Here is a 24,204-nt window from a genome sequence, read left to right as displayed (position 1 = left end):
CAAGTTTTGCACTTCATCCAGATGACTTCCGTTTGGACAATATAAGTAACGTCCTTTTTGTACTAATTTACTTTGTTCTTCCATTGCTTTTGGATCCATTGTGTCATATTTGGCTCCAATCATTAGAGTTGGAATTGTAATTTCGTGCAGGCGGTTTTTAATATCCCATTTGGCTAAACGGCCGCTAATTCCGAATTCGCTTGGCCCTTGCATTATGGTATAGATCTCGTTATTAATATGTTTACTTGCACGATTTAATCCGTCTGGCCATTCTTTTAATCGGCAAAGGTGTTGCTGGTAATAATTTGGAATCAGCAATTCCATATATCTTGGATTACTGAAATCCTTTTTAGCTTCTAGAGATCTGATTTCTGATAATACTTCCGGTTTCATTTGCTTCGCTAATACTTCATCAGCATATTTCCCGTAATCGGGTGCACTGGCCATCATGTTTGCTACCAATAGCCCTTTCATGTTTTCTTGGTATTTTAATGCGTATTCCATAGCAAGTATTCCTCCCCATGAATTTCCTAATAGATAAAAATTGTTTTTATCTGCTCCAATCGCTTTACGGACCTGTTCTACTTCTTCGACAAAACGTTCTGTGGTCCATAAACTGCTGTCTTTTGGCTGATCACTATAATAAGATCCTAATTGATCGTATTCGTAAAATTCAAATCCTTCACGTTGAAAAAATGTTTTAAAACATTCCATATATTCATGCGTCATTGCTGGGCCTCCGTGTAGCAGTACTATTTTTATTTTAGGATTGTTACCAAAACGTTTTGTCCAGACTTTAAATTCTCCAATAGGTGTTTTTATCGGAATCATTTTTACTCCCGCTGACTCTACTTCACTATTTTGTTGATAGGTAAAATAGTCAGAAAGTGTTGAAGATTTGGTTTCATTTTTACAGGAAACAGTTAGAAAAGTAACAATAAGAAGGATAAAATAGCGCATATTGTGTTTTTTGATGGTTTATAAGGCTTCGGAAATCGGCTTAATTTGGGATTGTCTTTCTTTTATTTAAGGAAAAATATAGGCAAACACATCAAAATCAGCACGGTTAAAATGGAAAGAACTTACTTTGCGCATTCCCATTTTTTTATGAGCTTTTAGAGAAGCTTCGTTGTCGTTTTTAATAAATAAAATCCCTTCGCGATTGGGTTGCAGGCGTAATAATTCTTTAAACAAGAGTTGTGCTATGCCTTTTCCGCGCTGATTTTGGCTCACACAAATTGGACCGTAAATATAGGAGTCTTCAGTTCCGGAATAAGATCCTGACATCGCATCAACAATTGCAACTTTACGTTTATTGTTAACTGCCTGAGACGTAGTAAGTAAAAATCCAACAATTTCATTATCAATAACGGCTATTATTTGAGGCATATCGGTCATCATTTCCTGAATTTGATTCTCTGTCAATCCTCCTGATAATGTACCGCCCTGTGAAGTTTGATTGGCTTCCTGCAATTTTATTATCCCTTTTAAATCATTTGGTGTTGCGACTTTTATAATGATAGATTCTGGCATAAGTTTTTTGTTTTTAATAGGTTACAAGATAATAAAACTCTCTTTTAAAATAATAAAGGTTTATTAAATTGATTTGAATGTGTTTTTACTTGTTGTAAATTAGTACAACAATAGTATTAATTTAAATTTTAAATCATGAAAAGGATAATTATACTTGCCGCAGTATTGCTGGGTTTTGTAGTATCGGCTAACGCTCAAAAAAGAATAGAAATTGCAGAATTGCCGGAAGCGGCACAGGAATTTTTGAAAAAATATTTTAGTTATACTTCGGTAGATACCGTTAAAAAAGATGCTGAACATGGTGAAAAAGGTTATGAAGTAAAACTGAAAGACGGTACCGAAGTAGAATTTTGGAAAGATGGTTCATACAGAGAAGTTGACGGAGGTAAAAAACCGATTCCCACTGCATTTATTCCAAAACCGGTAAAAGAGTATGTGGCGAAGAATTATCCCAACGAAAAAATCACTCATATAGATTACGGACACAAAGATCTAGATGTCGATTTAACAAATAACATTGATTTGGAATTTACTAAAGAAGGGAAAATTATAAAAAGGAAATAAGAAACAAGCTCTTCATATTCACAAGAAGCATTATGGCATTTCTTATAAAAATATATTCCTGAAAGCCGTTCAGTATTATATAGATCGTTAAAAAAGGATAGTTAATTTTAGGGAGATTATCTTGTGGGAAAATAGTTTATATTTACATCTCATATTATTGATTTCATGGAAGAAAATAAACATGTAACGATTTACGATATTGCAGAGCGATTAAATCTTGCTACATCTACTATTTCGAGGGCTTTGAAGGATCATCACACTATTAGTGATAAAACGATCAGGAAAGTCAAAAAAACAGCCGAAGAAATGGGTTTTGTCCCCAATACTTTGGCGGCAGGTTTGCGCGGTAATAAAACCAAAACAATAGGGGTTTTAATTCCAACTGTTACCCAGCCGTTTTTATCTTCTTTGATTAGTGGTATCGAAATTACAGCCCAAAAATCGGATTATACGGTTATTATCATGCAATCGCACGATTCCTATTTTGAAGAGGTTAATATGGCTAAATCATTGTATAGTAACAGAGTGAGTGGTGTTATCTGCTCGTTAGCGATGGAAACAAGAGACACTTCTCATTTTCAGCAGTTCACGAATAATAATATACCGCTTGTATTTGTAGACAGGGTTCCTAAGGATTACCATACTTTCAGGGTAGTTATCGATAATTATTCTGCGGGCTACAAGGCAACCAAACATCTTATCGAACAAGGCTGTATTCGTATTGCGCATTTGACAGCCGGATCAGAATTTGGAAATCTTTACAACGAAAGAAAAAGAGGTTATATAGAAGCATTAAAAGATCATAATTTACCAATAGATGAAGAATTAATTATTAATTTGAAATCGGTTACTTATGAAGAAGGAGTAAGGGCCAGTAATCAATTGTTTGATTTAGATCCAATTCCGGATGGACTTTTTGCGCCCGGAGATATTATTGCAGTGAGTGCGGTTCAGACAGCTAAAAAAAGAGGTATCAAGGTTCCGGACGAAATAGCTATTATTGGTTTTAACAACGATCCAATTTCTCAAATAATAGATCCAAATATTTCGACTATTACCCACCCAGCCGAAAAAATGGGGAAAGCTGCGGCTGAAATCATCATCAAAAACCTGAAATCCCAGAAAAGTGATGATGCGAAAGAAATCACTTTCTTAAATACAGAAGTGCTGGCTCGTGAATCTTCGGATAAAAATAAATCTTTAGAGACAGCAACGAAATCATAGTATGCATACCATTATACTTCCCGACGAATTGAGTGCAGAGAATTCTCAGCTTGTTCAAGTTTTTGATTATAAGAGTTCGAAAGAAATTTCGAAACAGCAAATTATTTTAAATCAAAATATCTTTAGTTTTTTAATTGAAGGAGCTAAAGAAGTCATCTTTGACGATTCAGCGTTATCAATAGATGCTTCCGGATTTCTTGTGATGAAATCAGGAAATTGTCTCATGACCGAAAAGCTTTCTGATGGTTCGAATTACAGAAGCGTAGTTTTGTTTTTTACAAATGAAATGCTGTCAAAATTTATTCGGAAAGTTGAATGGAATAAAATTGAATCTGGCGAATGCAAATCAGTTTATGCTTTCGAATATGATGATTTTATAAAGCGTTTTGTGTACAGTTTGTTAGATATCTCACAACTTTCAAAGGATATTCAGAAGAAAATGCTTGAAGTCAAGTGTGAAGAGATAATGTTCTATCTAACAGAAAAGTATAGCGCTGAATTTCTTTATTCTTTAGCGGTAAACAGTGACAATGCGACACAAAAGTTTATTCAGGTTATCGAAAATAGCCACTTGAATAAATTGACATTGAAGGAATTGGCTTTTTTATGTAATATGAGTGTATCAACATTTAAAAGAGAATTTGAAAAACATTACTCAGAGTCGCCTATAAAGTGGTTTCAAAATAAAAGACTTGAATTTGCACATTATTTACTGCAAAAGGAGCAAAAAAATCCATCAGAAGTTTATTTTGAAGCAGGTTACGAAAATTTGTCCAGCTTTACACAGGCTTATAAATCAAAATATGGCGTAACGCCAAAACACCACCAAAAAATTTGAGCTTTCTGCCCTACTTTTTGATCCTTTCTCTATATTTTCTTTTGCGTTGCTGAATCTAAATTTGCTTAAAATTTTAATTCAAAGTAAAATGAAAAAAGTAAATTTAATTGTAGTACTGGCCTTAATTTTTACCACCACAATTTTTGGTCAAAAAACATTTACGCTGACCAGTAAAGATTTGGGAGGCGAAGCTTCTAAAATTCAGGAATTCAATGGATTTGGCTGTTCGGGAGAAAATCAGTCGCCGCAATTGTCATGGAAAAATGCTCCTGAAGGAACAAAAAGTTTTGCCGTAACCATGTATGATCCTGATGCACCAACCGGTAGCGGATTTTGGCATTGGGTTGTATTTGATATTCCTGCAAATACTAATGAACTGGTTACCAACTCAGGAACAAAGAGTAATTTGCTTCCCAAAGGAGCTGTTCAGAGTGTTACAGATTACGGTATTAAAGGATTTGGAGGACCTTGCCCGCCCAAAGGCCACGGGTTTCATCAGTATATCATCACAGTTTATGCGCTTAAAACAGATAAACTAGGAACAGATGAGAATACAAATCCTGCCGTTGTAGGTTTTAACCTTTGGAACCAGACATTAGCAAAAGCCAGTATTATGGCGTATTACAAACGATAAGAATAAAATTGATAGTGCCGTAGTTCAGGATTTTGAATCTGGAATTCCACCATGCTAAAGCAGGATAGTTTTTTAAATTATCCTGCTTTTATTTGTTATAAAAATATTTTTATTGAAAATAAGAGAGCTAAAATTTTTTTCTTAAATAACAATCCTATATTTTTACGCAACCGATTGCAATTGTTGTTTTATTTATAATAATGTATTTTTTAGATTATAATTTTATCAAATATTTTTATTAAGATATAAAACATTGATTCTTCCGAATGAGTTTTTAAAGAATTAAATTTAAAGTAAATGACTTCATTACGATTTGTTTTCTGGTTTCTTATAATTTCCTTTTCGGCTTCTGCTCAAAAGGATTATAAATTATGGCTTCAATACAATAAGATACAAAACGCTGTAGTCGCTTCAGAGTATAAAACTAATCTTGGTGGGATTGTTGCATTGGGAAGTTCTGAAACTTCTAAAATTTCTTTAGCTGAATTAGAAACGGGAATATTGGATATGTTGGGAAGCAAACCGGAAACTCGATCAGCAATCAAAGGAGATAATAATGTAATTGTAGGTTCTCAACCTGCCTTAAATTCGGATTTGCAAAAAGTATTGGCATCAGATTTCGACAAAATAAACAACGAAGGTTTTATTATTAAATCCATTTCATCAAAAAATAAAAAACAAATTGTCATTACCGGAAAGAATGATGTTGGTGTTTTATATGGTGTTTATCGTTTTTTAAGATTGATACAAACCCATAAATCAATCAGTAATTTAAATATTGTTGATGCTCCTAAAATAAACCTTCGGGTCTTAAACCATTGGGATAATTTAGACCGGACTGTCGAGCGCGGTTATGCTGGTTTCTCTTTATGGAATTGGCAAAAATTACCTGATTTTATCGATCAGCGTTATATTGATTATGCCAGAGCGAATGCTTCAATCGGGATTAACGGAACAGTTTTGACGAATGTAAATGCGAATGCCCTGATCCTGACTCCGCAATATTTAGAGAAAGTGAAAGCCCTGGCGAATGTATTCCGGCCTTATGGAATCAAAGTGTATTTGACGGCTCGTTTTTCGGCGCCAATTGAAATTGGAGGTTTAAAAACAGCAGATCCAAAAGATACTGCAGTTGCGAATTGGTGGAAAGAGAAAGCAAAAGAAATCTATAACAGAATTCCTGATTTTGGAGGATTTTTGGTGAAAGCCAATTCTGAAGGACAGCCAGGACCTCAGAACTACGGAAGGGATCATATCGACGGTGCCAATATGCTGGCCGATGCGGTAGCTCCTTTTGGCGGCATAATTATGTGGAGAGCATTTGTATATTCTGAACATGATGCCAATGACCGGGCAAAACAGGCTTACGCCGAATTTCAGCCGTATGATGGAAAATTTAAAGACAACGTAATTGTTCAGGTAAAAAATGGTGCGATAGATTTTCAGCCCAGAGAACCTTTTCATCCTTTGTTTGGTGCGATGCCTAAAACCCCTTTGATGATGGAATTTCAGATTACTCAGGAATATTTGGGTTTTAGCACACATTTGGTTTATCTGCCAAAATTATTTCAGGAAGTGTTAGAAGCTGACACCTATCAGAAAGGTAAAGGGTCGACGGTTGCCAAAGTAATCGATGGTTCTTTAAGTCCACAAAAACTTACCGGAATTGCTGGAGTTTCGAATATAGGTAATGATCTCAACTGGACCGGTCATCCTTTTGCACAGGCAAACTGGTACGGCTTCGGAAGATTGGCATGGGACCCGTATTTGGATTCAGAAACGATTGCTGATGAATGGTTGAGATCTACTTTTTCGAACGATGAAGATTTTATTAAACCGATAAAAACAATGATGATCACTTCAAGAGAAGCAGTTGTAAATTATATGACACCGCTTGGTTTGCATCATATCATGGATACCGGACATCACTATGGTCCGGGACCCTGGGTTTCTGATTTATCAAGACCGGAATGGAATCCGACATACTATCATAAAGCGGATAAAAACGGAATTGGTTTCGACAGATCAAAAACAGGAACAAATGCCACCGCGCAATATGCGCAGGAACTGGAAAAGCTCTTTGATAATGCCCAGACTTGTCCGGAAATAGATTTATTATGGTTTCATCATTTGTCCTGGGATTATAAACTGAAGAACGGTCAAACGCTATGGAATGGTCTGGCTTTAAAATATCAGGAAGGTGTCAATCAGGTTCTGGAAATGCAAAATACATGGAATAATTCTGAGAAATACGTTGATAAAGAGCGTTTTAAAGAAGTTCAGATGTTGCTGGAAATTCAGTATAAAGAAGCAAAATGGTGGCGCGATGCCTGTCTGCTGTATTTCCAGCAATATTCAGGCAAAGAATTACCGGCAGGAGTAGAGCCGCCAATACAAACATTAGAATATTTCAAATCATTAAAATTTCCATTTGCACCGGGAAACTAATTATATAAAATAAAAAAGAATGAGCACAAAAACAGCGATTGTAACCGGAGGAAATTCAGGTTTAGGTTTTGCAACAGCCAAGAAATTATGTGATAACGGCATTATAACGTATATCATTGGAAGATCTAAAGAAAAGACAGAAGAAGCTTGTGCCGAAATTGGCGCAAATGCAATTCCGGTTTTATACGATCTGAATGATATTGCCGGAATTCCTGCGATGATCGAAAAAATAGCTAAAAATAATCCAATTGACATCTTAGTAAACAATGCCGGAATCAATCTGAAGAAAGAGTTTCTGGAGGTTACAGACGAAGATTTTCTGTCGGTTATTCATACCAATCTTCTGAGTGTTTTTGCCGTGAGCAGAGAAGTTGTAAAAACGATGAAAGAAAATAAAGGAGGCAGTATTGTCAACATCAGTTCGATGGCGTCGCAATATGGCATCCCGAAAGTCATTGCATATTCAGCAAGTAAAGGCGCGATTGAATCAATGACACGAGCAATGGCAGTAGAATTGGCTCCGTTTGGTATTCGGGTAAATTGTATTGCGCCCGGTTTTATCAAAACAAAAATGTCTTCTACAGCGCTTGATAACGATCCTGAAAGAAAAAATAAAGTGCTTTCGAGAACGCCAATGGGATTTCTGGGAGAACCATCAGACATTGCAGATGCGGTGTTTTACTTCGCGCTGAACGAATCGAAATATACCACCGGAACTGTTTTGCCTGTTGACGGCGGAAACAGTATTGGGTTCTAATCTTAAATTTCAGTTACCATGATAAAAATGCAGCAAACAATGCGATGGTTTGGTCCTCAGGACAGCGTTACTTTAATCGATATAAAACAAGCCGGAGCAACCGGAATTGTAACGGCTTTGCATCAAATTCCGGTTGGGGAAATCTGGGAGGTTTCTGCGATTCAGGAAAGACAGCAAATAATAAAGGAAGCAGGATTGGAGTGGATAGTCGTAGAAAGTTTACCTGTTCATGAAGAAATTAAGAGAGCCACCGGAAACTATTTGCAATATATTGAAAACTATAAAACCAGTATAAAAAATCTGTCGGATTGTGGTATTACCATCATTACCTATAATTTTATGCCCATTTTAGACTGGGTTCGCACAAACCATAATTACAGTAATCCGGACGGAAGCAAAGCTTTGTTGTACAATCAGGAAGCGTTTACTTATTTTGATGTTTATCTTTTAAAAAGACCAAATGCTGAAAAAGATTATTCAGAAACAGAAAAAGAAAATGCGCTGAAATTTGGTAATCAGCTTTCTGAAGAAGAGAAGGAATTACTTTTTAAAAATGTATTGCTGGGATTGCCGGGAAGTAAAATCAATTTTACGGCAGAACAGATTCTTTCATTATTAGATAATTATGCAGCTGTCAACAATGAAAAACTAAGAGAAAATCTTATTTATTTTTTAACACAAATCGCTCCGGTTGCGTCAGAATACGGTGCGAAATTAGCGATTCATCCTGATGATCCGCCGTTTTCGGTTTTGGGTTTACCCAGAATCGTTTCTACTGAAGACGACCTTAAAGCTATTTTTGAAGCTGTTCCATTCAATTTAAACGGCTTGTGCTATTGCACAGGTTCTTTAGGAGCAAATCCGGATAATAATCTCGAGAGAATTATAGACGATTATGGAGACCGAATTCACTTTTTGCATTTAAGAAATGTCATCCGCGAAGATGAAAATATTTTCAGAGAATCAGAACATTTGAATGGAGACAATAAGATGGAAAGGATTATGGAGCAACTGCTTCTGTTAATGAACAAAACAAAAGTAAGTTTGCCTATGCGTCCCGATCATGGTTTTTTGCATTCAGTAGATGAAACAAAAGAAACGTATCCCGGATATTCCCTTGTGGGAAGACTGAAAGGTCTTGCTGAATTAAGAGGATTAGAAATGGGAATTGCTTATAAGCTGAAGCAGTAATTTTTTAAATAGACACATAAATTAGTAAAATACGCTTAACAGAAATTTTATATAATCAAGATTTTTTCACATTTAGCTATGTGTATTTAAACAAGTGAAATGATTCTGTAGACAAAGAAAAGCTATGTCTCCATGTGTTTAAAAAATAAAACGATGAACGATCTAAAAACTCAATTTTTACAAATTATTTTCATGTTTTTCCTTCTGGGATTTGGCACAAAATCTTATGCTGTAAATCCAGAGAAATATGTGGTAAATACAGCTTCTTCTGAAAATTTCCCTTTAGTTTCAAAAGGAAAAACGGCTTCTATTCTGGTAAGTGAAAATGATTTTCCGGGAGTTTTACGTGTTACAGGACATTTAGAAAATGATCTTTTCAAGGTCTCAGATTTACATCCAAAACAAATCAGTAAAATCTCAGAAGCAACAGATTATGTTGTGATTATTGGAACATTGGGTAAAAGTACAATTATAGATCAATTAGTGAAAGAAGGAAAAATTGATGCCGGTCAATTGAAAGGGAAATGGGAAAAATTCACCACACAGATTGTAGATAATCCTGCAAAAGGAATTAAAAAAGCACTGGTCATTACCGGTTCAGACAAGCGAGGCACAATTTACGGAATTTATGATTTATCGAGTCAAATAGGCATTTCTCCCTGGTATTTCTGGGCAGATGTTCCCGTTAAAAAACAATCAGAATTACATGTTTTACCAGGCGTTCATTCTCAGGGCGAACCAAAAGTAAAATACCGGGGCATTTTTATCAATGACGAAGCTCCGGCATTATCAGGCTGGGCGTTCGAAAAATATGGCGGATTTAATGCGAAATTCTATGATACGGTTTTTGAATTGATTCTGAGAATGAAAGGCAATTATTTATGGCCATCGATGTGGGGAAGAATGTTTTATGTAGATGATGCTCAAAATGCGGTTTTGGCCGATGAATACGGAATTGTGATGGGAACTTCGCACCACGAACCTCTAACGAGAGCGCACGCCGAATGGTCTGACTTAGGAAAAGGAAAATGGGATTTTAATACCAATTCAGAAAATCTGATTTCGTTCTGGAAAGACGGAATGAAAAGAATGGGAACTAAAGAAAGTATTGTAACTGTTGGGATGCGTGGCGATGGCGACGAACCTATGACAGAGGGAACAGCAATCGACTTATTAGAAAATATCGTAAAAATACAGCGAAATATTATTGCCGAAGTAACCCAAAAGCCTATCGAAGAAACGCCGCAAATGTGGGCGCTTTATAAAGAAGTTCAGGATTATTACGACAAAGGAATGCGCGTTCCGGATGATATAACACTTTTGTTGTGCGATGACAATTGGGGAAATATCAGGAAATTGCCTGAACCCGATGCAAAGCCAAGAAAAGGCGGTTACGGTATTTATTACCATTATGATTATGTTGGGGGACCAAGAAATTACAAATGGATCAATACCAACCAGATTGAGCGTACGTGGGAACAAATGGATTTGGCATATCAATATGGAGTTGACAAAATCTGGATTGTAAATGTAGGCGATATCAAACCTATGGAATTTCCGATTGAGTTTTTTCTGGATATGGCATGGAATCCAGAAAAGTTCAATGCAGGTAATTTAGGTCAATATTATAAAGATTGGGCAAAGGAAAATTTTGGAGATCAAAATACTGATGATATCGTTGAAATCTTAAAATTATATACAAAATACAATGCCCGCCGAAAACCTGAATTACTAAATGCTAAAACGTATAGTATCACGAACGATAATGAAGCGGAAAATGTTTTGGTGGATTATAAAATATTGGCTGAGAAAGCCAGTCAGATTAATAATCAATTGCAACCAGCCTATAAAGACGCTTTTTATCAATTGGTTTTGTTTCCTGTTTTGGCAAGTTCTAATATAAATGAATTGTATGTGGCAACAGCAAAGAATCAATTGTATGCGAATCAGGGGAGGGCCTCGGCCAATGATTATGCAAAACAGGTAAAAGTACTTTTTGAAAAAGACAGTTTATTGACGAATTATTATCACACAAAATTAGCCGGAGGAAAGTGGAATCACATGATGGCGCAAACACACATAGGGTACACGAACTGGCAAGAGCCTAAAACGAATGTAATTCCGGAAACCACGATTATAACGTTGTCTAATAAAGCAGAACCCGGAATTGCAATCGAAGGATCTGAAAATTATTGGATCAATAATAAACAGGAAATAGTGCTGGCTTCTTTGAATTCATTTAGGAATAAAACGACTTATATTGATTTATTTAATCGCGGAACAAAACCTTTCGACTTTAAAATAAGTGCTAAAAACGACTGGATTACGTTTTCGAAATCAAACGGAACGATTACGGAAGACGAAAGAATTGTAATAAGTATCGATTGGAAAAAAGCTCCGAAAGGAAATCTGAAAAGTAAATTCGTCATTACAGCAAACAAACAAAAGTTTGAGGTTACTGTAAATTTTACGAATGCTGAATTGAATGATGTTCAGGGCTTTGTCGAAAATAACGGACATATTGCGATAGATGCCCAAAATTATTCAAGAGCCCTAAACGAAAATAATGTGCACTGGACAACGATTCCGAATATCGGGAAAACAGGATCCGGTATTACTTTAAAACCTTCGAATATCTTGCCAGTTGCAATTTCTGAGCAATCGCCAAGAGTAGAATATGATGTTCATTTTTTTAGCCAAGGAAATATAAAAGTACACGCTTATTTTTCGCCTACAATTAATTTTACAGTTCGTGACGGATTAAAATATGGCGTTTCTTTTGATGCTGAAATTCCTCAAATAATGAACCTGAATGCTGATAATTCTGAGAAAAAGTGGAATGAGTCAGTTGCTGATAATATTAAAATCATAACCTCTTTGCATAAAATCGAGACTACAGGAAACCATGTATTGAAAATTTATGGAGCAGATCCTGCTTTGGTGCTTCAGAAGATTGTGATCGAAACTGAAACAGGTCAATTATTAGAAACTTATTTAGGACCACCGGAAAGTTTTCAAAAAAAATAACTATTAACTATAACCAAAAGATATGAAACTAATTAACCATTGTTTGCCACTGATTTCTATACTGATTTTAAACAGTTGTAATATAAAGAAAACAGAAGTATCAGCTTCTTTAAAAAACAGTTACAAAGACGATTTTTATATGGGTACAGCTTTAAGTGCCGATCAAATTGAAGAAAAAAACGCCAAGGAAGATTCATTGATATGCAGGGAATTCAATGCCATTACAGCTGAAAATATTATGAAATCGATGTTTGTACATCCACAAAAAGACAAATACGATTTTACTTTGTCAGACAAGTTTGTGGCGTTTGGAGAAAAAAACAAAATGTTTATTCACGGACATACCCTGATTTGGCACAGTCAGCTCGCGCCCTGGATGGAGAAAATCAAAGACAGTACAGAAATGAAAGCTTTTATGAAAGATCATATCACGACGATCGTATCTCAATACAAAGGCAGAATCAATTCCTGGGATGTTGTTAATGAAGCTTTGAACGAGGATGGAACTTTACGAAAATCAGTGTTTTTGAATACACTTGGAGAAGATTATCTGGTGGATGCTTTTAAATTGGCAGCAGCAGCAGATCCAAAAGTAGATTTGTATTATAACGATTATAATCTTGAAGATCCCGCAAAAAGAGAAGGTGTTATTCGATTGGTGAAAAAGATCAAAGCTGCCGGAGGAAAAATCGACGGAGTAGGAAGCCAGGGACATTGGCAATTAGATAGTCCATCACTCGAAGAAATCGAAAAAAGCATATTGGCGTATTCAGCTTTGGGAGTTAAAGTCGCTTTTACCGAATTAGATATTACCGTTTTGCCCAATCCATGGGATTTAAAAGGAGCAGACGTAAATCAGAATTTCGAAGGAAACGCAAAAATGAATCCGTATCCTGAAATACTTCCGGATTCTGTACAGACCAAACTGGCGCAGCGATATGCGGATATTTTTAAACTGTTCCTAAAACACAAAGATAAAATCAGCAGGGTCACTTTTTGGGGCGTTCACGACGGACAATCCTGGCTGAACGACTGGCCAATAAAAGGAAGAACCAACTATCCATTATTGTTTGATAAAGAACTGCAGCCTAAAAAAGCCTACAACAGTGTTATGCAGTTAAAAGAAGCAAAAAAATAATTTTCAGGATAAAAAAGAGCTTCTTTTTGAGAACTTTTTTACAATCGGTTGTTTTTAGTTTTAATATTGAAATAAAGTAAACTAAATTTGCATAATATGTTTTTTTAGCTAATTTTACACAACCGATTGTTTAAAATGAAAAAGACTTGTTTTTAAAGCATTAGACAAATAAAAGGAACCGGAAAATTGATAAAATAAATTCATATTATTATAAAACAAAAATCAAGTTTGATTTTAAACTAACCAAAATAACCACAAACCAATAATGAATTACATTTCCCAAAAATTATCCATTAAAGAAAAAATCGGATACAGCTTAGGCGACCTCGCAGCCAATTTAGTTTTTCAGACTTTGATGACCTATCTGGCTTATTTTTATACAGATATCTACGGATTATCGCCTACGGATTCTTCTATTATTATGTTGGTTGTAGGTCTTATTGCCGCTTTTATCTTTAACCCGATTATTGGTGTTCTGGCAGATAGAACAAGTACCAAATGGGGGAAGTTCAGGCCCTGGATTCTCATTACTGCAATACCATTGGGCGTGATTGCTTTATTGGCTTTCTCGACACCCGATTTTTCGTATCACGGAAAAGTAATTTATGCCGTTGTAACCTATACTTTATTATTGCTTTTTTACGCAAGCAACAATTTGCCTTATTCGGCATTAAGCGGTGTAATTACAGGCGATATGCGAGAAAGAAACAGTTTGTCATCATATCGTTTTGTAGCAGTAATGTTTGCACAATTCTTCGTTCAGGTTTTTATGCTCGGAATCATCAAAAGTGCCGGAAACGGAGACAAAGCCATTGGTATCGAAAAAGTAATGACGGCATTGGCTATTATTGGAACCATCATGCTGTTGATCACATTTTTGACAACAAAAGAACGCATTATTCCTAAACCGGAGCAAAAGTCAAGTATCAGAGAAGATTTGAGCGATTTGATGAAAAACAAACCGTGGATTATTATGCTGACATTGACAACATTGGTTTTTATAACCCTGGCGATGAAAGGTGGTGCGTATGTGTATTATTTTGAGAATTATGTAAACAAAGAACAATTGGCAATTTTTATTCAGCCTATCCTGGATGTATTATCAAATATTGGATTAAACCATTTTGGGAATGATCCTGTTTCAGCAGGATTTGGATTGTTTAATGCGGGCGGAATCATCTTTATGATCGTGGGAATTACCTTGTCAAAAGGTCTCGCTGATAAATATGGAAAACGAAACATTTTTGGATTGTTTTTATTCATTTCGACTTTGTTTATCATCGCGTTTTATTTCTTTCCGTCAACTGCTATCGGTTTAATATTTTTCTCCCAGATCTTTCATGGATTTTTTTACGGAATCACGATCCCGATTCTTTGGGCGATGATTGCAGACGTTGCAGATTATTCAGAATGGCTGAACAATCGTCGTGCTACCGCCATTATATTTTCGGCTATGATGGTAGGTTTAAAAGCAGGTTTAAGTATTGGCGGATCGCTGACCACTTTGTTTTTAGGATACTTTCATTATGTGCCAAACTCCCTGATACAAACAGATACGGCAATAAACGGAATAAAATTATTGGTGAGTATTTTTCCTGCGATGCCATTTTTAGTGGGAGCCGCCTTATTGTTTTTTTATAAAATCAATAAAAAAATGGAAGTGCAAATAGAAGCCGATTTAAAAGAAAGAAGAACTTAATTATTTAAAATAAAACCTAAAAACGACTATGCCTGAAGATAGTATTGAACAAATTAATTTTGAGCAAATTAATAAATTAGCCATTTCGAAACCTTTAGTATCGCATATGTACACGGCTGATCCATCGGCACATGTATTCAACGGTAAGATTTATATTTATCCTTCGCATGATATCGATGCCGGGATCCCGTTTAATGACAACGGCGATCATTTTGGCATGGAAGATTATCATGTTTTTTCGATGGAAAACATTCAATCAGAAGTAGTAGATAATGGTGTTGCTCTGCATGTAAGTGATGTAGCATGGGCCGAAAAACAAATGTGGGCACCGGATGCCGCGCACAAAAATGGAAAATATTATTTGTATTTTCCTGCGAAACGTACCAACGGAATTTTTCAGATTGGAGTTGCTGTAAGTGATTCTCCAGTGGGGCCTTTTTTGCCCGAACCAGATGCCATAAAAGGAAGTTATAGTATTGATCCTGCCGTTTTTGAAGACGAAGATGGTAAACATTATATTTATTTTGGCGGAATTTGGGGCGGACAGCTTCAAAAATACCGAAGCAATCAATACAATAAAAATCACGAAGAGCCTACGGGTGAAGAACCGGCTTTAGGGCCTATCGTTGCTATGCTGAGAGACGATATGTTAGAATTTGCCGAAGACCCGAAAGAAATTAAAATTCTGGATGAAAACGGAAAAATTTTGTCAGCAGGTGATAATGCCCGTCGTTTTTTTGAAGCTTCCTGGGTACACAAATACAACGATAAATATTACTTTTCATATTCTACAGGAGACACCCATTTTATCTGTTATGCGATAGGCGATAATCCGTACGGGCCTTTTACGTATCAGGGCCGAATCCTGAATCCTGTGGTAGGATGGACTTCGCATCATTCGATTTGTAAAGTAGAAGATGAATGGTATTTGTTTTATCACGATTCGAGTTTATCAAAAGGAGTTACGCATTTAAGAAGTATGAAAGTAACCAAAATCGATTATCTCGAAGATGGTACAATAGTTACCATAGATCCGTATGGTATCAGAAGATTAGCCGATTAAGATTTTTGTTTATTGAAAATAATAGTAACAGGTCCAAATTTTATTTTCTATGAAAAAAGAAGATGAAAAAGAAAATCCCGCCGTTCAATATAGTACCAATGCAATAGAAATCGATTGTGTGATCTTTAATTTTCAGGGAGATATCCTCAAAGTTTTATTGGTAAAGCAAAAAGACAAACAAGGAAATTGGGGATTGGCGAATGACCGGATCAAAGCAGGAGAAACTATATCAGGTACAGCTCATAACATTCTGCGAAAGTACATTGGCTTTGATAATTTCTTTCTTGAACAATTGAAAGCATTTGGTTATCCGTCGCCATCATCCTCTCAGGAAGAGATTTCGATAGGATATTATGCGATGGTAAAAAAAGATAATGATTTAGATAAAGCTATTTTTAATCCGGATGTAGAATGGATTGGCATTAACGAAATTTCAGGTTTAAACGATAAACACAAAGTAATTCTGGATTATAGTCTTAAAGAATTGCGCAGGAATATTTGCAAAAGTGCGATTGGGTTTACTTTGCTACCGGAGAAATTTACCTTGTTGCAAGTGATGCATCTTTATGAGGAAATTCTGGGAATCGAAATCAATAAATCTAATTTCAGGAGAAAGATATTGCAAATGGGATTGGTGCATGATGCTAACGAAAAGGAAGAAGCCGTTTCGCACAGAGCTGCAAAATTTTACAGCATCAATCTGAAGCAGCACGAAATGTTAGCGCACAGAGAATTGAATTTTAATTTTTAAAAAACGGATTCAGATAAAGATATGTTTAAGATAAAAAATAGAAATTGTAAAATAGTAAGTGTAATTGTTTTGATGATTGCTGTTTCGTCGTGTAAAAAAATTTCCCAGAAATCACAACCGATTGTGTATCCAGGCTATGCTGCTTTTGATTGGTTCGATTACAAAGGAAAAGACGATGCTTATGCGAATATATCTCCATCTGACAATGACTATCTGAATCCAATTTTGGCTGGATTTTATCCTGATCCTACGATTTGCAGAGTTGGCGATACATTTTATTTGGTCAATTCTTCATTTTGCTATTTTCCGGGATTGCCTATTTTCGAAAGTACCGATTTGGTTCGCTGGAAACAAATAGGGAATATCATTGATCGTCCGGAGCAGGCTAATTTTGGAAATTCGAGATTATCGGGCGGCATGTACGCGCCTACGCTTCGCTATCATAACGGAACTTTTTATGTGATCTGTACGAATGTAAGCGGAGTAGGTAATTTTATCGTTACGGCAAAAAATCCTGCCGGACCATGGTCGAACCCAATGGTGATTCCGGGAGTGGACGGAATTGATCCGGATATCTTTTTTGACGATGACGGAAAGGTGTATATTACGCATAATGGGCCACCGCCAAATAATATTTCAGTTCATGACGGACACAGGGCGATTTATATGTTTGAATATGATTTGGCAAAGCAAAAGATTACCAGTGAACCAAAATTGGTCATTAACGGAGGAACGGATATGGCTATAAAACCAGTCTGGATCGAAGGTCCGCATGTGATTAAGAAAAATGGATATTATTATATGATTTGCGCCCAGGGTGGAACCGGTTATAATCATTCAGAGGTAGTTTTTAGAAGCAAAAACATTTACGGACCTTATGAAAGTTACAGCAATAACCCGATAATGACACAGACGCATTTAGACCCGAATCGTAAAAATGAAGTATCAACAACCGGGCATGCTGATTTTGTAGAACTGCCAAACGGAGATTGGTGGGCGGTATTTTTAGGCTGCAGACCGTACGGAATGGATTTGTACAATACAGGAAGAGAAACCTTTATGATGCCTGTAGAATGGAAAAATGACTGGCCAACAATTGTCGACGGAAACAAAGCAATCCCGATGATCAACAAACGCCCAAATTTGCCACTTGCAAAAGAAAAGACAGAGCCGACAAATGGAAATTTTGTTTCGCACGATGATTTTGAAAATAATAAATTAGATCTAAAGTGGAATTTTGTTCGAACACCTTCTGAAAAATGGTACGATTTGAAAGATGGAAAACTGCTGATAAAACCCCGAAAGGAATCCATTCATACTGAAACCAATTTTTCTTTTATTGGGAGAAGACAACAGCATTTAAAATTTGAAGCCTCGACAAAATTAGAGTTTACACCAGAAGATGCTTTAGAAACGGCCGGTTTGGTAGCTTTTCAAAATGAAAAGAATTATTTGCTGATCGGAAAACGTCTAAATACAGAAGGAAAACAAGAGGTTTACCTGGAGAGAACGGCCAGTAAAATTAAGGATAGTGAATCTGAAATTCTAGCCAAAAAAGAACTTGCAGTAAATGCAACAGCACTTTTTGTAAAAATAGAGGGCAAAGGAAGGTATTATGATTTTTATTATAAAACCGCAGAAAAAGGCGAGTGGTCTTTATTAGCAAAAGATATTGATGGGATTATATTAAGTACAAAAGAAGCCGGAGGATTTGTAGGTACGTATTTGGCGATGTATACATCGAGTCATCATTTTTAGAAAATATTTTTTCTGTTCAGTCTGTTCATTGCGAGGAACGAATCAATCTCATACCAGAAAGGTTCCTCGCAATGACAAGATGTTGTTTTACAACGGTTGCTGAGAGATAGTAGAGAAAATACTGGTTCGCCGCGATGAATACGCCCAAGTTATTAGTATTAGATGAGAAATATAAAAAAGCTAACATTTTTATTATAAAAAGCATTTTTTTATAAAACAGGTTTACGTATATTAGCCTACCAGAACAGAACAGTATGATTAGTGAAAATATAGACAAATTTGTCTTTACGATAAATCACGATAGTGACATCCCGAAGTACCAGCAATTGGTCAACGGAATCAATAATGCGATTGCAGAAAACATTTTGCAGAAAGGAGATTTACTTCCTTCGGTAAATGCGATTTGCAAGACGAATCAGTTGTCAAGGGATACGGTTTTTAAGGCCTATTCTATTTTAAAAGATCAAAACAGCATTGATTCGGTGCCTAATAAGGGTTATTATGTGTCGGGAGAAACGAGAAAAGTGCTTTTGGTATTGGATACTTTTAAAGCCTATAAAGAGGTTTTATACCATTCGTTTGTAAACAATTTGGGCGATAATGTGATTACAGATGTGCAGTTTCATCATTATAATATTGATGTTTTTAAAACCATCATTAATAATAGTGTAGGGAAGTATTATAAATATGTAGTGATGAATTTTGACCATAAAGAAGTATCGCCAACGTTAGACGTAATTGCAAATGAAAAGCTGTTGCTGATTGATTGGAACATTCACACACAAAAGCAGAATAATTATGTTTTTCAGGATTTTGGAAAAGCATTTTATAACGCTCTGGAAGAGGCAGTAGATTTGTTTAGAAAGTATAAAAACATACAATTTATTTATCCAAATTATACGAATCATCCAAAAGAGACATTGGAGTTTTTTAAGAAGTTTTGTGGTGATTTTAATTTTGAATATAAAGTTATTACAGACCCAAAAAAGTTCAGTATCGAGAAAGGAATTGCTTATATCAGTGTGAGTGATCGCATTTTAGGGCACTTTTTAGAACAATGCAAAGAGAGAGAGCTAGAGCCTGGAACAGATGTTGGCTTTTTATCGTACAACGAAACGCCTATGAAGAAATTTATATACAAAGGGATTTCAGTTATTTCGACTGATTTCAAGGAATTAGGAACAAAAGCGGCAGGATTTATCACAAACGATGAGGTAGTTCAGTGTTATGTGTCAACGAATTTAATTTTAAGAGAATCATTATAAGTTATGTATTATATAGGATATGATATTGGAAGTTCTTCAGTTAAGGTTGCCTTGACAGAAGCTGCAACAGGAAAAAAAATAATCGTTTTGAATGAACCGCAAAGCGAAATGGAAATTGTCTCATTGCATCCGGATTGGGCAGAACAGGATCCTGAAATTTGGTGGCAGCACATATGTGTGGCAACCAAAAGAGCGATTCGGGAAGCCAATATAGAAGCGTCTAAAATTCAGGGAATTGGGATCTCTTATCAAATGCACGGATTGGTTATTGTGGATAAAGACGGAAATGCGCTTCGAAATTCTATTATTTGGTGTGACAGCCGTGCGGTTGAAATTGGGAATACTGCTTTCTCTGAAATCGGACAGGAAAAATGTATGGAACATTTGCTGAATTCTCCCGGAAATTTTACCGCTTCGAAACTAAAATGGGTCAAGGAAAATGAACCCGAAATTTACAAACAGGTATACAAATACATGTTGCCGGGAGATTATATCGCCTACAAATTGACGGGAGACATTACAACTACAAAAAACGGTTTGTCTGAAGGAATGCTTTGGGATTATAAAGAAAATAAAGTAGCCAATTGGTTGCTCGATTACTACGGAATCGATCCCTCATTGACACCTGATATTGTAGAGAATTTTACGAATCAGGGCGTTTTAAACGAAAAAGGCGCTAAAGAATCAGGACTTCCTATAGGTATTCCGGTTGTGTACAGAGCGGGAGATCAGCCTAATAATGCCTTGTCATTAAATGTATTGAATCCGGGTGAAGTTGCGGCAACAGGCGGGACTTCAGGGGTTTTTTATGCGGTCGGCGAAATGACTTCAGGAAAAAGCACCAGAGTCAACAATTTTGTACATGTAAACTACGAATTAGAAACGCCAAGAATTGGTAAATTATTAAACATCAACGGAGCCGGAATTCAGTACCGCTGGCTGCGAAATAATATGGGCGATGAAACCTATGAATCGATGAACCGAAAAGCATCTAAAATTGAAGTTGGTTCAGAAGGAGTAGTGGTGATTCCGTTTGGGAATGGTGCCGAGCGTATGTTCAACAACAAAAACATCGGAACACACTTTTTAAACCTCAACTTAAATATTCACAACAGTGCACATTTGTTCAGGGCTTCGCTGGAAGGAATTGCTTTTTCGTTTGTGTACGGAATGGAATGTCTAAAAGAGGACAATGCCACCATAAATGTGATTAGAGCGGGGAATGATAATTTATTTCGTTCAGAGATTTTTTCGAATACCGTCGCAACATTAATTGGACACGAGATCGAAATTTATAATACAACAGGAGCAGTAGGCGCGGCAAGAGCAGTAGGTCTAAAAGATGGTGATTACAATAAATTTGGTTCAAGCATTACGACCAATGATCATGTTATGACCTTTTTGCCCTTAAAAAATGCAGCACCTTACGAGAACGCGTATCAAAAATGGAAACAAGAATTAGAATTTATATTAACACATAAAAAATAAAAAAATGATAGTTTTAGGCAATAAAGAATACTACAAAGGTATTGGTCAAATTAAATTTGAAGGCAAAGATTCAGATAATCCATTAGCATTTAAATACTACAATCCGGATCAGATCGTAGCAGGAAAAACAATGCGCGAACATTTTAGATTTGCCATTGCATACTGGCATACCTTCTGCGGACAAGGAAGTGATCCGTTTGGTCCGGGAACACAAACTTTTGCCTGGGACCAATCTTCAGATCCTATTCAGGCAGCGAAAGATAAAGCCGATGCAGCGTTTGAGTTTATCAGTAAAATGGGCTTTGATTATTTCTGTTTTCACGATTATGATTTAGTGGCTGAAGGACCAACTTTTGCTGAATCAGAAAAACGTCTGGCAGCAATTACAGAATACCTTAAACAGAAAAAAGCAGAATCCGGAATTAAATTGCTTTGGGGAACATCTAACTGTTTCTCGAATCCAAGATTTATGAACGGTGCAGCAACCAACCCGGATTTTAATGTGGTAGCAAGAGCCGGAGGTCAGGTAAAACTGGCTTTAGATGCAACGATTGCTTTAGATGGTGAAAACTACGTTTTCTGGGGCGGACGTGAAGGTTATATGTCGTTGTTGAATACTGATATGGGCAGAGAACTGGATCACATGGCACAATTCCTGACAATGTCAAGGGATTACGCAAGAGCACAAGGTTTTAAAGGAACTTTCTTTATTGAGCCAAAACCAATGGAGCCATCGAAGCACCAATATGATTTTGACTCGGCAACTGCAATTGGATTCTTAAAAGAGTATGGTTTAGATAAAGATTTCAAAATCAATATCGAAGTAAACCATGCAACATTGGCACAACATACTTTTCAGCATGAATTAGAAGTAGCTGCGAAAGCCGGAATGTTAGGAAGTATCGATGCCAACAGAGGTGATTATCAAAACGGTTGGGATACAGACCAGTTCCCGAACAACATTCAGGAAACTACAGAAGCAATGTTGGTATTCTTAAAAGCAGGCGGATTACAAGGTGGCGGAGTAAACTTCGATGCTAAAATCAGAAGAAATTCAACAGATTTGGAGGATGTTTTCCACGCTCACATTGGTGGTGCTGATACTTTTGCAAGAGCTTTATTGACAGCTGACAAAATTATCACTTCTTCACCATACGAAAAACTGAGAAAAGAAAGATACAGCTCATTTGATTCCGGAAAAGGAAAAGATTTCGCTGACGGAAAATTAAACCTGAAAGATTTGTACGCGATCGCACATGATAACGGAGAATTAAATCTTCAAAGCGGAAAACAGGAATTGTTCGAAAATATCATCAATCAATATATTTAGCACAAGAAGACCTAACAGGTATTAAATCCTGTTAGGTCTTTAATTAAAATTTATTAGTGGGAAAATTCGAAAAGAATAGCAATATTAAAATAGTATAGCCGTAGAAAGTAATAATCGATTTGATACTTATATCACTATTTTTTTAACGTTTTCAGATGAATTACGGGAATGCTGTATTACGATTATGACGAGTTTTTTATCGTTTGTATTAGGAAATAGATTGAAGGTTTAGTTACTATTTTTTAGTTCGGATGAAAAGAAAGTCAGTTCATGAAAAAAATGAGTCTAGTTTGTTGTTTCGACGGAGGAGAAATCACACAAGCAGCTCGACAAAGATTTTCTCTTTTGGTTGCGGAATTTCTAATGTGATTGTCCTTTCGTTACGGTGACAGGATTGTGCTGAAACTGCATTTGTGAACGAATCTTGCGGTTTTTCTCCACAAGTTATTAAAATCTACAAAGCACATTTTTCACTCACTAAAACTTTACTACTAACCAATAACCTTAAACCAAAAAACTTATGAAATTTTTTATAGATACGGCTAACTTAGAAGACATCAAAGAAGCTCAGGCTTTGGGAGTCCTGGATGGCGTTACAACAAATCCGTCTTTGATGGCCAAAGAAGGCATTACAGGAAAAGACAATATTTTGAAACATTACCTGGATATTTGCAATATTGTAGACGGCGATGTTTCGGCAGAAGTGATTTCTATCGATTTTGAAGGAATGATTAGAGAAGGCGAAGAACTGGCCGCTTTGCATCCGCAGATTGTGGTAAAGTTACCGATGATCGCAGACGGTGTAAAAGCCTGTAAATATTTCTCGTCTAAAGGTATCAGAACAAATGTTACCTTAGTATTTTCGGCAGGTCAGGCCTTGTTGGCAGCAAAAGCAGGTGCGACTTACGTTTCTCCTTTTTTAGGAAGACTGGATGATATCTCAACAGACGGAATGCATCTCATTGCGGAGATCAGGGAAATTTATGACAATTACGATTATCAGACCCAAATCCTTTCGGCCTCAATCAGGCATACCATGCATATTGTCAATTGTGCAAAAGTGGGATCAGATGTTATGACGGGACCACTCTCTGCAATCAAAGGATTGCTAAAACATCCTTTAACAGATATTGGTTTAAATCAATTTATAGAAGATGCAAAAAAGATGAAATTGTAAGTGTTTTACAGTGAAATAAAATTGATATTTTAGTTACATTTTATGTAACAAATTACAAAGTCCTTTCAATTCGTTTTGAGAGGATTTTTTTTGCTTTACAAGCAACCGATTGTCTCTTTCGCTCTTTTTTAAATAGTTAGCGTCTTTATTGCTAAAATATTGTTATTGAAGAGGCTAAAGCGGGTTAAACGTCATTTTATTTACTTTTTTACTTTATTTTAGTGCTATTTTTTGTAATTCAATTTTGATTAAATTGAGTTGAAATTGAGTTGAAATTGAAAAAACAGGCATTTTTTTCTTTTTATGTTTTTTTTAAGAT

The 24,204-nt window shown here is 36.1% G+C and carries 19 protein-coding genes; 17 read left to right on the top strand and 2 right to left on the bottom strand.

What is annotated here, in order from left to right; translation table 11 throughout:
* The coding region (locus tag B0A67_RS23855; protein WP_089069583.1) for a proline iminopeptidase-family hydrolase at nt 1-960 on the bottom strand (960 nt) is incomplete at its 3' end.
* Nucleotides 961-1,026: 66 nt separating this feature from the next.
* Nucleotides 1,027-1,533 (bottom strand): GNAT family N-acetyltransferase, encoded by a 507-nt coding sequence (locus B0A67_RS23850; RefSeq protein WP_084074685.1) that lies wholly within the window; start codon nt 1,531-1,533, stop codon nt 1,027-1,029.
* A gap of 135 nt (nt 1,534-1,668) precedes the next feature.
* Between B0A67_RS23850 and B0A67_RS23845 the strand changes: the two genes are divergently transcribed.
* The 17 genes from B0A67_RS23845 to fsa all read left to right on the top strand — a co-directional run bounded on the left by B0A67_RS23845 (nt 1,669) and on the right by fsa (nt 23,885).
* Entirely contained in the window at nt 1,669-2,097 is a 429-nt protein-coding gene (locus B0A67_RS23845; RefSeq protein ID WP_072965065.1) for a PepSY-like domain-containing protein, read from the top strand.
* Nucleotides 2,098-2,262: 165 nt separating this feature from the next.
* Entirely contained in the window at nt 2,263-3,321 is a 1,059-nt protein-coding gene (locus B0A67_RS23840; RefSeq protein ID WP_072965066.1) for a LacI family DNA-binding transcriptional regulator, read from the top strand.
* A gap of 1 nt (nt 3,322) precedes the next feature.
* Nucleotides 3,323-4,159: a helix-turn-helix domain-containing protein gene (locus B0A67_RS23835; protein WP_072965067.1), complete on the top strand. Its 837-nt coding sequence runs from the start codon at nt 3,323-3,325 to the stop codon at nt 4,157-4,159.
* Between the two features lie 88 nt (nt 4,160-4,247).
* A complete protein-coding gene (locus tag B0A67_RS23830) occupies nt 4,248-4,793 on the top strand; it encodes a YbhB/YbcL family Raf kinase inhibitor-like protein (protein ID WP_072965068.1) in 546 nt (181 codons plus the stop codon).
* Nucleotides 4,794-5,090: 297 nt separating this feature from the next.
* A complete protein-coding gene (locus tag B0A67_RS23825) occupies nt 5,091-7,241 on the top strand; it encodes an alpha-glucuronidase family glycosyl hydrolase (protein WP_072965069.1) in 2,151 nt (716 codons plus the stop codon).
* A 19-nt stretch (nt 7,242-7,260) separates the two neighbouring features.
* Nucleotides 7,261-7,998 (top strand): SDR family NAD(P)-dependent oxidoreductase, encoded by a 738-nt coding sequence (locus B0A67_RS23820; RefSeq protein ID WP_072965070.1) that lies wholly within the window; start codon nt 7,261-7,263, stop codon nt 7,996-7,998.
* 27 nt (nt 7,999-8,025) lie between these two features.
* Nucleotides 8,026-9,189, top strand: a complete 1,164-nt coding sequence (gene uxuA, locus B0A67_RS23815; RefSeq protein ID WP_089069584.1) for a mannonate dehydratase — start codon at nt 8,026-8,028, stop codon at nt 9,187-9,189.
* Nucleotides 9,190-9,342: 153 nt separating this feature from the next.
* Nucleotides 9,343-12,216, top strand: coding sequence for a glycosyl hydrolase 115 family protein (locus B0A67_RS23810; RefSeq protein WP_072965087.1), 2,874 nt, complete (start codon nt 9,343-9,345; stop codon nt 12,214-12,216).
* A 22-nt stretch (nt 12,217-12,238) separates the two neighbouring features.
* Nucleotides 12,239-13,354: an endo-1,4-beta-xylanase gene (locus tag B0A67_RS23805; protein ID WP_072965072.1), complete on the top strand. Its 1,116-nt coding sequence runs from the start codon at nt 12,239-12,241 to the stop codon at nt 13,352-13,354.
* Between the two features lie 265 nt (nt 13,355-13,619).
* The gene (locus B0A67_RS23800) at nt 13,620-15,053 is read left to right on the top strand and encodes an MFS transporter (protein WP_072965073.1); all 1,434 of its coding nucleotides are present in this window, start codon (nt 13,620-13,622) and stop codon (nt 15,051-15,053) included.
* Nucleotides 15,054-15,081: 28 nt separating this feature from the next.
* Nucleotides 15,082-16,116 (top strand): glycoside hydrolase family 43 protein, encoded by a 1,035-nt coding sequence (locus B0A67_RS23795; protein ID WP_072965074.1) that lies wholly within the window; start codon nt 15,082-15,084, stop codon nt 16,114-16,116.
* 49 nt (nt 16,117-16,165) lie between these two features.
* On the top strand, nt 16,166-16,867 hold the full coding sequence (locus B0A67_RS23790) for an NUDIX hydrolase (RefSeq protein WP_072965075.1): 702 nt from the start codon (nt 16,166-16,168) through the stop codon (nt 16,865-16,867).
* Nucleotides 16,868-16,888: 21 nt separating this feature from the next.
* On the top strand, nt 16,889-18,625 hold the full coding sequence (locus B0A67_RS23785) for a glycoside hydrolase family 43 protein (RefSeq protein WP_072965076.1): 1,737 nt from the start codon (nt 16,889-16,891) through the stop codon (nt 18,623-18,625).
* 254 nt (nt 18,626-18,879) lie between these two features.
* Nucleotides 18,880-19,890: a GntR family transcriptional regulator gene (locus B0A67_RS23780; protein ID WP_072965077.1), complete on the top strand. Its 1,011-nt coding sequence runs from the start codon at nt 18,880-18,882 to the stop codon at nt 19,888-19,890.
* A 3-nt stretch (nt 19,891-19,893) separates the two neighbouring features.
* Nucleotides 19,894-21,378, top strand: a complete 1,485-nt coding sequence (locus B0A67_RS23775) for a xylulokinase (RefSeq protein WP_072965078.1) — start codon at nt 19,894-19,896, stop codon at nt 21,376-21,378.
* 4 nt (nt 21,379-21,382) lie between these two features.
* Nucleotides 21,383-22,708 (top strand): xylose isomerase, encoded by a 1,326-nt coding sequence (xylA, locus tag B0A67_RS23770; protein WP_072965079.1) that lies wholly within the window; start codon nt 21,383-21,385, stop codon nt 22,706-22,708.
* A gap of 520 nt (nt 22,709-23,228) precedes the next feature.
* Nucleotides 23,229-23,885, top strand: a complete 657-nt coding sequence (gene fsa / locus B0A67_RS23765; protein WP_072965080.1) for a fructose-6-phosphate aldolase — start codon at nt 23,229-23,231, stop codon at nt 23,883-23,885.
* The last annotated feature ends 319 nt before the right edge of the window (nt 23,886-24,204 follow it).

Source organism: Flavobacterium aquidurense (assembly GCF_002217195.1).
Lineage (GTDB): Bacteria > Bacteroidota > Bacteroidia > Flavobacteriales > Flavobacteriaceae > Flavobacterium > Flavobacterium frigidimaris.
Note: the sequence above shows the minus strand (reverse complement) of the source record. Positions and strands in the feature narration are given on the sequence as shown.